Origin of the sequence: Flavobacterium sp. 22659 (genome assembly GCF_052044235.1) — a bacterium.
GTDB classification, from domain to species: Bacteria; Bacteroidota; Bacteroidia; order Flavobacteriales; family Flavobacteriaceae; genus Flavobacterium; species Flavobacterium johnsoniae.
This window is the reverse complement of sequence record NZ_JBQEMU010000028.1, coordinates 16,812-29,400: the sequence shown is the minus strand read 5'-3', so window position 1 is coordinate 29,400 and position 12,589 is coordinate 16,812. Positions and strand designations below refer to the sequence as shown.

At 34.2% G+C, this 12,589-nt stretch carries 10 protein-coding genes; 5 read left to right on the top strand and 5 right to left on the bottom strand.

Features of this window, described 5'->3' with window-relative positions; translation table 11 throughout:
• The first annotated feature begins 16 nt into the window (after nt 1-16).
• Together ACTJIW_RS21605 and ACTJIW_RS21600 are read left to right on the top strand one after the other, a co-directional pair.
• Nucleotides 17-1,279 carry a hypothetical protein gene (locus ACTJIW_RS21605; RefSeq protein ID WP_440715134.1) on the top strand — a complete coding sequence of 421 codons (1,263 nt, stop codon included), beginning with the start codon at nt 17-19 and terminating at the stop codon, nt 1,277-1,279.
• 116 nt (nt 1,280-1,395) lie between these two features.
• Complete coding sequence (locus ACTJIW_RS21600) at nt 1,396-3,552, top strand: TonB-dependent receptor (RefSeq protein ID WP_440718482.1); 2,157 nt, start codon at nt 1,396-1,398, stop codon at nt 3,550-3,552.
• A gap of 68 nt (nt 3,553-3,620) precedes the next feature.
• On the opposite strand, the gene ACTJIW_RS21595 is transcribed toward ACTJIW_RS21600, so the two are convergent.
• The 4 genes from ACTJIW_RS21595 to ACTJIW_RS21580 all read right to left on the bottom strand — a co-directional run bounded on the left by ACTJIW_RS21595 (nt 3,621) and on the right by ACTJIW_RS21580 (nt 7,020).
• Nucleotides 3,621-4,511: a helix-turn-helix domain-containing protein gene (locus ACTJIW_RS21595; protein WP_121360445.1), complete on the bottom strand. Its 891-nt coding sequence runs from the start codon at nt 4,509-4,511 to the stop codon at nt 3,621-3,623.
• A gap of 324 nt (nt 4,512-4,835) precedes the next feature.
• Nucleotides 4,836-5,231, bottom strand: coding sequence for a DUF5367 family protein (locus ACTJIW_RS21590; RefSeq protein ID WP_440715132.1), 396 nt, complete (start codon nt 5,229-5,231; stop codon nt 4,836-4,838).
• A gap of 5 nt (nt 5,232-5,236) precedes the next feature.
• Nucleotides 5,237-6,067, bottom strand: coding sequence for an NmrA family transcriptional regulator (locus ACTJIW_RS21585; protein WP_440715131.1), 831 nt, complete (start codon nt 6,065-6,067; stop codon nt 5,237-5,239).
• A gap of 74 nt (nt 6,068-6,141) precedes the next feature.
• Nucleotides 6,142-7,020 carry a helix-turn-helix domain-containing protein gene (locus tag ACTJIW_RS21580; RefSeq protein WP_012026788.1) on the bottom strand — a complete coding sequence of 293 codons (879 nt, stop codon included), beginning with the start codon at nt 7,018-7,020 and terminating at the stop codon, nt 6,142-6,144.
• A 203-nt stretch (nt 7,021-7,223) separates the two neighbouring features.
• On the opposite strand from ACTJIW_RS21580, the gene ACTJIW_RS21575 reads away from it, so the two are divergent.
• Nucleotides 7,224-7,805, top strand: coding sequence for a TetR/AcrR family transcriptional regulator (locus ACTJIW_RS21575; protein ID WP_274251015.1), 582 nt, complete (start codon nt 7,224-7,226; stop codon nt 7,803-7,805).
• Between the two features lie 62 nt (nt 7,806-7,867).
• Nucleotides 7,868-9,067, top strand: a complete 1,200-nt coding sequence (locus tag ACTJIW_RS21570) for an MFS transporter (protein ID WP_440715130.1) — start codon at nt 7,868-7,870, stop codon at nt 9,065-9,067.
• A 62-nt stretch (nt 9,068-9,129) separates the two neighbouring features.
• On the opposite strand, the gene ACTJIW_RS21565 is transcribed toward ACTJIW_RS21570, so the two are convergent.
• Nucleotides 9,130-10,617, bottom strand: a complete 1,488-nt coding sequence (locus tag ACTJIW_RS21565; protein WP_440715129.1) for a PLP-dependent aminotransferase family protein — start codon at nt 10,615-10,617, stop codon at nt 9,130-9,132.
• Nucleotides 10,618-10,683: 66 nt separating this feature from the next.
• Between ACTJIW_RS21565 and ACTJIW_RS21560 the strand changes: the two genes are divergently transcribed.
• Nucleotides 10,684-12,549, top strand: coding sequence for a TonB-dependent receptor domain-containing protein (locus ACTJIW_RS21560; protein WP_121360449.1), 1,866 nt, complete (start codon nt 10,684-10,686; stop codon nt 12,547-12,549).
• Nucleotides 12,550-12,589: the final 40 nt, after the last annotated feature.

The window sequence follows — 12,589 nt, the reverse complement described above, 5'->3', positions numbered from 1 at the left end:
AAATAATCAAATTAAAATGAAAAAATATGCCTTATTAAGCACATTGTTTTTTGCAGTGTGCTATTCAGCCTGCGCTCAGGTTTCGTTTGAATCTAAAGCAACGGCAGGAGATAAACCACTTTATGAAATGGAATTTTCGCCTCGTTTAAAATTAAACGGTTATGTGAATTTAGGCGGAAATGATGCCAGCGCCTCACAATCATTAAACTTAAATTCAGCAGATCCGTACAATTCACTGAAAGACAAAAATGCTGACGCCAATATGTACCAAACACAGCTGGCTTGGAAAACTACTTATAACGGTTTTGAAAAAGGACCATTAGAAACCTATATTGAAGGGCAATGGTGGGGAGGACCTGGATCTGGAGGAAATCTGCAATTGAGAGTAGCCTATGTAGATTATAACCATTGGCATGTTGGTCAGGATTGGAGTTTCTTTGGAGGAGGAGTTCCTACATGGTACAATACCTTAGATTGGGAAGGGCCTAATTCAGGAACTTGGGCAAGACACCTTCAGGTTAAATACTACAATAATTTTGGGAAAGATAAATTATGGAGATTTGAAGGAGGAATGGAAACATCGGCACAATACCTAAAAGTAGCCGGCGGCAATGTTCCCGGACAATTTTCTGTAGACCCAATTGCAGCATTTACTAAATATACTCAGGATGGAAGTTTTATTCGTCTGGCATTAATGGGACGAAGCATTCGTTACACCAAAGAAAATGCAGAAAATGCACTTCAAATGGGATGGGGTATTAATGCTAACTTAAAAAACAAAATCAGTGATAAAAGCTATTTTATGGCTCAGGGACTTGTAGGTTCTGGTATTGCAGGATCGTATACTTTATCCGGAGCATTATTTAGTAATAGCGGCGCTGCGGTTATGTATGATGGTATTTACGATCAAAATGGCAGTTTTAAAACAGTTCCAGTCTATGGAGGTTCTGCGGGAATTGAATATTTCTTTGGAACAAAAAAGAATCTGCATTCTAATCTAGTACTTGGATATACTAATATGGCGTATCATGCATCACCTCTTTCATTAGTTCAGAATAAAGTAATTAATGATAATGCTGCTGGTGATTTTTTAAACAAGAATAACGAATCTACAACACATACGGCTTTGACTTACGGCTCTATAAACTTAATGTATGATATTACAAAAATATTTACAATGGGTATTGAGTATGATGGCGGAGCCAAACAAATTAGCAATTCAACTTCTCAAAGTTCTATGGTCAATCGTATAGCAGCGGGAATAAAAGTTGGTTTTTAAAAATAAAACACAGTTGTTTCATCAAAATGAAAAAAAGTAAAAGAGATTACATGAAGAAGAATTTCATTTTTATATTTCTATTTTTAATTACATCATTGCCGCTTTTTGCGCAAAAAATGGTTAGCGGTATTGTTACTGATGAAGATGGATTACCAGTTAATGCAATAATTAGCAGCAAAGACAATTCCAGTCAGACCAATACAAAGAAAAACGGCAGTTTTACAATAAGTTTAAAAAAACTGCCGGATACGCTGACAATTACCTCTACGGGATTTAAACCACAGTTTTATGCTGTTACAAACGAGAAATATTTAAACATAGTTTTAATATCACATATAGGCACACTGGATGAGGTAGTTATAAAATCGAAAAAAATCGATAAACAACTTATAAAAATAGACTTAGAAAAAACGCCCGTAAATACAGCCCAGGACCTGCTTCGTAAAGTGCCCGGTCTGTTTATTGCACAACATGCCGGAGGAGGAAAAGCCGAACAGATATTTCTGCGCGGGTTTGATAATGACCATGGAACGGATATTGCGATTAGTGCTGATGATATGCCTGTAAATATGCCTTCCCATGCACATGGACAGGGGTATTCTGACTTACACTTTTTAATTCCGGAGACCATTCAAAACATCGATTTTGGAAAAGGATCCTACTATGCAGATAAAGGCGATTTTAATACCTCAGGTTATGTAAACTTTCACACCTACGACTCTATAAGTCAGAGTTACGTGAAAGCCGAAGCAGGAAATTTTAATACCATGAGAATAATGGGAATGGCGGATTTGCTTAAAGGTAATTCTTTACAGCAGAACGCTTTTATTGCCGGAGAATACAATTATACTGATGGACCATTTGATGTAAAACAAGATTTTAAAAGATTTAATTTATTTGGAAAATACAATCAAAAAATTGGTTCACAAGGAGAATTGAGACTAGAAGCTTCTTGCTTTAATTCCAGCTGGAATGCTTCTGGTCAAATTCCTGAAAGAGCTGTTGCAGAAGGTCTTGTGGGCAGATTTGGTTCTATCGATCCTACAGAAGGAGGAAACACGCACAGAACAAATCTTTTGGCTTCATACACGTACAAAGCCAGCGAAAATCAGACATTTAAAACTACTTTTTATTACATCAATTATTTATTCAATTTATATTCAAATTTCACTTTTTACCTCGTACATCCAGATGCAGGAGACGAAATAAATCAATATGATAACAGAGCGGTATACGGAATGAATACTATTTATACCAATTATTTTACATTTGATCGTTTTCATCTCAACCTGAATGCAGGATTTGGAGGAAGATTTGATGATATAAAAGACTTAGAACTAAGTTATGTTACGGCAAGATATACACTTAATGAACGTCTTGCCTGGGGAGCTGCAAAAGAAGCCAATGCTAATTCTTTTATTTCTGCCGATTTGAGTACTGGAAAATGGAGATTAAACGCAGGTTTACGTGCTGATTGGTTTTATTTTAATTATTACGATAAATTACAGCCGGATTACGCCGCTTCTTCCTATAACAAAGCTCGAATCAGTCCTAAACTTAGTCTTTTTTATAATGCGTCAGATCAGCTTACATTGTATGTTAAATCTGGTTTAGGATTTCATTCAAATGATGTACGCGATGTAGTATTACAGCAAGGAACCAATATACTTCCTTATTCATTTGGAGTAGATGTTGGATGTATTTTAAAACCAGCCAAAGGTTTAGTTTTACAGCCCATTTTATGGAATAGTTATTTAAATCATGAATTTGTCTGGAATGGCGATAGTTACGGAACCAGCGATGCAGGAGCAACCAGAAGATATGGGGTAGATATTTCTACGCGTTATCAAATTCTTCCTTTTCTCTATCTCGATAATGATATTAATTGGGCTGTGCCTCGTGTTGTAGGCGCGCCTAAAGGAGATAATTATGTTGAACTCGCACCTACATTAACCAGTACAGGCGGACTTGGTTTTCAGTTTCAAAATGGTTTTTATGCTAATTTACGTTATCGTTACATGCACGATCGTCCTGCTGTACAAGATGCCAGCATTGTCGCACAAGGATATTTTGTTAACGATTTAATCTCAGGATATCAGGCAAAAAAATGGGGAATAAATCTACAGATACAAAATCTGTTTAATACAAAATGGAACGAAGCAATGTTCGCTCAGGAGACAAGATTAAAAGGAGAATCGGCTAGTGTAGAAGAATTGACATTTACGCCAGGAATGCCATTTATGGTTAAAATAGGACTCACTTACAAGATCTAAATTTTTAGAAAAAAAGATAAAGGGAATTCTACCAATCGAGCCGAATTCCCTTTTTTTATCTATGTTAACTAGTATTGATTTAATACCTGCAAACGAAATTCTGATGGAGAGAGATGAGTTACTTTTTTAAAAACTCTTGAAAAATGAGATAGAGAATGAAAATTAAGTTCATAAGCTACATCTGCAATTTCGCGTCCTAAATCACGAAGCAGAATTTGACTGTGCTGCACGCATATTTCATTAATCCATTGTTTAGGAGGTTTTCCGGTTGCTTTCTTGATACACTTGTTTAGATAAGTTTCGGAAATATTCAGCTGCTGGGCATAAAAAATAACATTTTTATGTTCCTTATGCTCCTGTTGCAGTTTCTCTCTAAATTTATAAGTGATATAAAGTTCTCTGGCCATAGATAATAATGGTTTATGAGAAGTCTGTCTGCTGATTTTAAGCATAATTGCCTTAAAAAAAGTCAGACATATTTCCTCCTGTACATAATCTGTATGAAGTTCAGCATCCAGAAGTTCAAAAGTCTTGACCATGCAGTTGTAAGCACTCTCCTGAAGCAGAATAACAGGATCTGAAGTAAGAAAAATTTGGTCCTGCCTGCTTAAAGAAATAGAAGATAAAATATCATTTTCATAAATCAGATAAAAACCTTTTACATCGGGAGACAATTCATGAGTTCTCGTAATACTGCCTTGTTTAATGTTTAATATTTGTCCAGGACCTATTAAGTGATTTTCTGATTCTAACTGCTGTTTTACATAACCTTCAGAAACAAATAATAAAAAATTAAAAGAGGTTCTGTAAGGAGCAACCGGTATTACAATTTGTTTAAGATACTCTTCTATTTTATACAATTGAAGCTGCGATTTATCTTGTAAAGTAACACTGTTTATACATGGCAAAAACTGTAACTTGTACTCATAAGCACTAAGAATTTGAATAGGTTTTTCCATTTTATGACTATACTGTATTAATTGTATTTTTAGTGAAAAATTTCAATGTAAAACTAATACAAAAATGAAGTCATTAAACAGCTGTCCTTATATTTTACAAGTATTTTCTCTCTTTTAAGACCTGTAGCGAATAATTTGAACTTAATTTGACATAAATAAATCTTCTAGGGGCTGTTTTTAGTCTCTTTCAGCTTCAATTTTTAACTAAATGTTAGGAAATTTAAGACTTTAAGAGGTGTTTTTGGGTAAATTCAAACCAAAAGAAAAAGGAAAAACGTCGGATAGTCTTTCCTTTTTCTGATAAGTTTTGATAAAAAACAGTTTTTATAAGCTGACTGATTTTTTGACTTTGCTCCCTTTTTCCCAGAAAAAGACTGAAAATGCATTTACAAGAGCCAGAATCCATAAAACGGGACTGGTAAAAAAACTTTCGTAACTTCTTCCGTTTGGAATTTCTACAAAAGGAACTGTAATAATTACATCCAGAAATAAAGCAGTAAGTGACATTATAATGCCAAGCTGCAAACCGCTCATATTGTAATTTTTCGAATAATAAAACTTCGCAGAACCAATGGCGAAAAATACAATCCAAATTGTGACCATAAACGACTGCCAGAAAAAAGAATCTTTTACAAATAGAATTTGTTCTAAAACATAAAAAGACAAACTAACCGCAATCCAAACCAAAATACCTGAAAAAATGGCTCTGATGTATTTCATCTTTTTTAATTTTCAGGATTCCAGATTCCGGTTTTGGCTGTTTCTTTCGCGTAAGCGCTAAAATCTTTTGCCTTTCTTCCCAAAACTTTTTCAATGTCTGAAGTAACGCTCGAATTTCTTCCGTCCAAAACCTGTTCAAAAAGATAATTTACCAGCCAGATATGATCGTCAGGAATTTGATATTCTTTCAGCATCTGTGTGTATTCTTCTAAACTTAAACCCTGAAAACTAATATTTCTGCCGCTGGCATTCGCAATTTCATTTACTGCCTCTTTAAAAGTTAACAATCTTGGCCCAGTCAATTCATACGTTTTTCCGTTATGATTTTCGTCTAAAAGAGCTTCTGTAACAACATCGGCAATATCATCCGCATCTGTAAAAGGTTCAAGTGCTTCGGCTCTTGGCAAAGCAACGATTCCGTAAAGAATTGGATCTAAGAAAAAGCTTTCGCTGAAATTCTGATTAAACCAGCTCGCACGGACAATCGTCCAGTTTTTGGCATTTTTCTTTACGATTTCCTCGCAAACCTGAGCTTCTTTTTCGCCTCTGCCCGAAAGTAAAACGATTTTTTCTACTCTTGATTTTACTGCAATTTTTGTGAAATTTTCTATAGCTTCTGCAGCAAAAGGAACGGCAAGATCGGGCTGAAAAGTTATATAAACCGTATCAATATCTTTTACAATATTTTCCCAAGTTTCAGGATTTTCCCAGTCAAACGGAATTTTTTCGTTTCGTGAACCCAAACGAATTTCAACTTCTGGATTATTTTCTAATCTGGTTACAACTCTGCGTCCTGTTTTTCCATTAGAACCCAGAACTAAAATTTTCTTTTTCATATCAGTAGTTTTTTAATGATGATTACTGATACAAAGTTGTTGAGATTAAAATACAATCATTTGTCGCAAAGGAATTATGATTTGTTTGAAAAGAACTGCTGTTTTACATCGTTGGGACGCATGCCGAATTTTTTATGAAAAGCATTCGAAAAGGAGCTCAAACTTTCGTAACCCACTTCCCAAGCCGATTCCTGAACTGTTTTTTCGCTTTCACGGAGTAGTTCATACGCCTTGTTTAACCGTTCTTCCTGAACAAATTTAAAAACCGGAATCCCAAAAAGTTCCTTGAAATTCTTCTTTAATTTATTGCTGTTGAGTCCAACCATTTGTGATAACTGCGTTATAGACGGAGGGGTCGAATAATTGATAGTAACAATTTCTTTGGCCTGAAAAAGTTTGTTTTTATCAGTTTCAGACAAATCCAGTTTTTTCTCAGAAGCTAAAAGTGCATAGAAATGTGCCAGAAGTTCATTGACCTGACTTTTTAAAAACAACAAACGTGTATTTCCGGTGTAGGTTGTATTGAATATTTTTTGAACCGCCAGCTGCATTTCGAGTGTCATGTAAAACGACGGGCCTTTTACAAAATGTTCTTTTGGATTTAATAATTGCGGTAAATGATTTTCGAAGATCTCTTTTTCGGCTTGCGGTAAAGAATTGAGATTTTTTAGTTTAGTAAAAATACTGATAGACTGCAAAGGTCTGTCGGGTTCAATTTTATGTGAGAATTCGACTTTTTGATTTCCAAAAAAACAAATTGCCAGCCCTGTTGTATTTACCAGATATTTAGTCTGTTTATTGTGTTTAATTTCTAACTCAACATTTCCCGAACCATAAAAAGCAAAACCCAGCGCATCGCCGTCGATTTCACATTTTTGAACAATTGTTTTTGTGGTATTCGAATGCTCGATTAAAACAATACAATCATGTAATTCTAGAATATCTGTCGTCATAATTGAAGTTGAGGTTAGAATAAAACGTTTGAAAAGGTACTATTTATTTTCAAAATTACCTTTTTAATATAAATAAATCGAAATTTATAAGACTTGATACGCTTTGTTATCTATTGATTTTTAAGGATTTATTGAAATAAATTGAAAAAAACTTGCAAATTTAGACCGATCAGTCTAAATTTGCACTTTCAAACTGAATGATCATGAGCAAAGCAGAACGTACGAAACAGTTTATAATTGAAAAAACGGCTCCTATTATTAATAAAAAAGGAATGGCCGGAACTTCTCTTTCTGATATTATGGAAGCTACAAAACTGGCTAAAGGAGGAATTTACGGAAATTTTGAAAACAAAGAAGAAATCTGCAAAGAATCGTTTTTGTATTTAAGATCTCAATTAGCCGGAAAACTAGACCATGCGGTTTCGCAGGGAAAAACAGCAAAAGAAAAACTATTTAATCTTCTGTCAGTTTATGAGGATAAAAATAATATGACCGACGGCTGCCCGATTTTAAATTTTGGAGTAGAAGCAGACGATACAAACCCGTTTATAAAAGAGCAGGTAAAAAAAGCCATTCTTTCTGCACAAAAAAGATTTTCTGATATAGCTGTATCAGGAATCGAAAACAAAGAATTGTCTGCAGAGATCAACCCGGAAAAATTTGGCACAAATGCTTTTACAAGGATTGAAGGCGCTATTTTATGCAGAAAAGTTTTTGATAATAACGATCAGATGAAAATAGTTTTAGAAAGCATTAAAAATGATTTTGAAAGATATGTTATCTAACATATTTTTTTTGAAATATTTTAGACCGATTGGTCTATTTTGTAATAATTAATTTAATAAGAATGAGAAATTTAAAAGAGGATCATAAAGGATTCAGCACCATATTGGCTTTGGCCTTAATTCCGTTATCCGGTTTTGCAACCGATGTTTATCTGCCGTCGCTTCCGGCAATGGCAAAAGATTTAAATGTTTCGGCATCTGCTGTTCAGCTTACATTAGTATTTTTTATGTTCAGCCTCGGCGTAAGCCAGATTTTTATTGGCAGTATATTAGACAGTTTTGGTCGGTTTAAAATCAATATTGCTTCGCTTGCCGTATTTTCAATTGCCAGTTTTGTAATTGCACTTGTTCCGGATATTTATATAATATATGCCATGCGAATTATTCAGGGAATTGCCATTGCATTTATTGTAATTGCAAAACGAGCTTATTTTGTAGATTTATTTAAAGGCGAAAAATTAAAAAGTTACATTAGCCTGTTTTCTATAATCTGGGCTAGTGCGCCTATTATAGCCCCATTTTTAGGCGGTTATTTAGAGCATAGTTTTGGCTGGAAATCCAATTTTTATTTCCTTGGGTTATTATCATTTCTTATTCTGCTTTTAGAACTTCGCTACAGCGGAGAAACTATTAAAGAATTCCATCCGTTTAAATTAAAATCTATTTCAAAAACTTATTCTAATATGCTGCAATCTGCCGATTTTACGCTGGGATTTGTAATTCTGGGAATCACTTTTGCTATAGTAATAATGTTTAATTTATCGAGTCCGTTTATAATAGAACGTATTTTTGGTTTTTCGGCCATAACAACGGGTTATAGTGCTTTATTATCTGGATTATCGGTTATGATTGGCGGTATTACAGCTAAAAATATGCTTCAGAAACCTTTGGCAAAAAAAGTAGGAACCGCCATTACAATACAGCTTATTTTGGTTTTGCTGATGATTTTTACATCTTCTTTAGAAAGTAATATTTATACTCTAGTAATCTTTACTATGGGACTAAATATCTGCGGCGGTTTTATATATAATATTGTTCTTAGTTACTGTTTAAGCCGATTTTCAAAAAATGCCGGAATTGCCAGCGGATTAACTGGCGGAGGAGCCTATATGGTAAGTGCACTCTTCAGCTATAGTTTTGTGAATTTATATACAGTAAAAAGCCAGTTTTTATTAGGATTGGCAAATATTTCCTTAATCGTAATTGTTGGAATTGTTTTTATCGTTTTTAATAAACACAGGATTAAAAATGCTGTTTCGTAATATAAAATTGTAAACGCATAAACCCGACAGGTTTTTAAAACGTGTCTGGTTTATTGCATAATTTATTTTGAAATCGCTTCTACCGATTCACATAAAATAGAAACCGCTTTTTCCATTTCTTGTTTTTCCAAATGCCCAAATCCCAACCTTGTAGCCGTAAGATCTTTGGTTTGGTACAAAATGGTTTTAGGCAGAAACAATCCGTTTGCCGCACATTCTTTTTGAAGCGTTATTAAATTAAATTTATCAAGCCATTCAATCCAAACGGCTAATCCTCTAAGCGGTACTTTAAATTTAATTTTAGAACTTAATTTTTCATTTAATAAGGAAACAAAATAATCCCGACGTTCCTTATAGATTTTTTTGTTCTTTTTCGAAAGTCTGTGCACTTCGCCTTCATTAATCCATTCAGATAAAACCTGCTCTTTAAGAACATCAATTCCGGGTTCGAGAATATTTTGATGTTTTTCCAGTTCCAATATAAATTCAGAAGGCGCGGCCACAAATCCATAACTAAATCCCGATGGAAGCGATCTCCCAAAAGAGCCTATGTAAACTACTTTTTGGTTAGAATCAAATGCCGCTAAAGGCAGAATTGGATTATTATCGTAATGAAAATCAAAATCGTAATCATCTTCTAAAATCACAAATCCGTATTGATTCGCCAATTCCAAAACTTCCATTCGTCTTTTGGCACTTAAAGAAATAGTTGTTGGATAATTATAGTTTGAAGTAAGATATAATACCCTGATTTCTGTTTCTTTACAAATCTCTTTCAATCGGTTTGTATCAATTCCGTCCTGATCAACCGGAATCGTGATAATCTGCGCTCCTGTATTAGTCAAAGTCATATTTGAAATATAATAACCCGGCGATGCCACCACAACTTTATCACCCGGAGAAATAAGCGCTTTCGTAACCAGATACAAACTAATTTCATGACTGCTAGCCGTAAGCAGATTTGAAGTAGAAATACGTAAACCCCTCGTAAGATTTAAGTAATTCGAAAAATGAGTTTTAAAATTTAAGTGCGACTGAATCTGAATCTGTTCATAGGTTTTAGACGTTTTCTGCCTTTTTAATTTTGAAACATACAATCTGGCCAAAATCTCATTTTGAACCAATCTTAAATCAGGCATTCCATCATTAAACTGATACGGAAGAGTACTGGTTTCTGTTGGGTTTTCAAGTATTGTTGATTTTTTAAAAGTAAATCCAATATTATTTTCTGAAGTTTTTGGATTAGAAGGAGCAATAAAATCGTCTTTGCTTTTTTGCTTATGCTGAGACAATATAAATGTCCCTTTGTTTGGCAGAGTTTCAATCCAGCCCTGTGATTCCAGATCCTGAAAAGCTTTAATTAATGTATTTCGGTTTACAGAAAGCTGTCTGCATAATATACGCGTGCCCGGAAGTTTTGTTCCTTCGGGAAGAAATCCGGTTTGTATCGCTTTTATAAATTCAAAAACAATTTGCAGATAGATTGCCGTATTTTCTTTGGGCTTAAGCTCAATGAAGCTTTTAAAAGGAATTTCAACCGGACCACTCATAATTACAAAACTGGTATACTTTATTAGTACGGCAAGATACTACTTTTGCAAAAATTTTAAACCAAAATGAAAAAAATCTATTTTGCAGTCTTTACATTAGTTTGCACAAATTTTTATGCCCAAACCAAAAGGGATTCTATAATAGAAATTGATGAGGTGATTATTAACGAAAACCGTTTAAGCACACCAATTTCTAAACAAAACAGAAACGTATACGTTATCAACAGCGAAACAATAAAAAAATTACCGGGCCGTACTTTACAGGAAGTATTGCAATACGCTAATGGAGTTGATATTAGACAAAGAGGCCCTTTTGGCGGTCAGGCAGATGTAAGTGTCGACGGCGGAAGCTTTGAACAAACTGTAGTTTTATTAAACGGAGCCAAAATTATTGATTCGCAAACGGCTCATAATATGTTAAATCTGCCTCTTCCGGTAGAAGTTATTGAAAGAATTGAAGTTTTGCGTGGTCCGGCTGCCAGAATTTTTGGAATTAACAGTTTAACCGGAGCCATTAATATTATTACTAAAAAACCAACCGATTCAGGTTTTATGGTAAGTACTTATGCAGGTTCTAATTTTGAAAAAGATACAGAAAACACAGGCGATACTTTTTACGGAACCGGTATTCAGGCAGGAGCTGTTTTAGGAAAAGAAAAACAGCAGCATTCGATTTTTGCATCGCACGATAAAAGCAACGGATACCGTTACAATACAGGTTTTGAAAACAATAAATTATTGTATCAGGGAAATGTTCAGATCAATGATTCTAACGAAATTTTAGGCTCGTTTGGTTATGTTAAAAACGGATTTGGTGCCAACGGATTTTACGCTGCACCGGGTGACAGAAATTCTACTGAAATAGTCCAGACTACTTTTGCCAACATTCAGTCGAAACATACTATTACTGACAGATGGAAAATTATGCCGAGAGTTACCTACAGATATAATTACGACGATTACAGGTATTTAGGAAACGGAAATTTAAATGCAGGAAGAAGCCAGCATTATACGAATTCTATTGCAGCAGAATTAAACTCGTCTATTAAAACAGAAAACGGCGAAATTGGTTTTGGTGCCGAATTTAGAAATGAAGATATTCATTCGTCTAATATTGGTGATCACGATCGCGAAAATGTTGGAATTTATGCGGAATACAGAACCTATTTATTTGAAAAATTAAATGTGAATGTAGGGACGTATTTAAACTACAATTCAGATTACAAATGGCAGATTTATCCGGGAATTGATGCAAGCTATGAATTAACGGAGGAATTTAAAATTATTGGAAACATCGGCACAAGCCAAAGAATTCCATCTTTTACAGATTTATATCTAAACCAGCGTCCGGGAAATATTGGAAATCCTGATCTTGATTCTGAAAATGCTTTTCAAAGTGAAGTTGGGTTTAAATTCAACAGAAAGAATTTGAATTTAAATGTGAATTATTTCTACAGAGAAATCAGCAATTATATCGATTGGACCCGTATGACTACAGCGGTGCCATGGCAGAGTCAAAACTACGGCGATTTGATTACAAACGGAATCAATATGCGCGGCAGTTACAGAATTGATTTTTCTGCAGATTCTAAATTAAATTTCACTTTAGGTTATTCGTATTTGGATTCGAAATTTAAAGACACTCGTTCTGAACCATTTTCTAAGTATTTGATTTCTTCTTTAAAACATCAAATTACAAACACAATTGATTTCCAGCATAAAAATTTTTCAGTTTTGTTTGCAACTCGTTTTAATGAAAGAGTAACGGGAGCTTCTTATTGGATTAATGATTTTAGAGTAAGTCAGTCAGTTAAAAAGTTTACATTTTTTGTAGATGCTCAAAACATTTTTAATACCACTTATTTTGAAGTTGGAGCATTTCCGCTGCCGTCAAGATGGTTTAGTGCAGGTGTAAAATTTGTGAGTTTTTAAATTATAAAGGTTAGTTATATAAAAAGGGAAGACGTTTAAT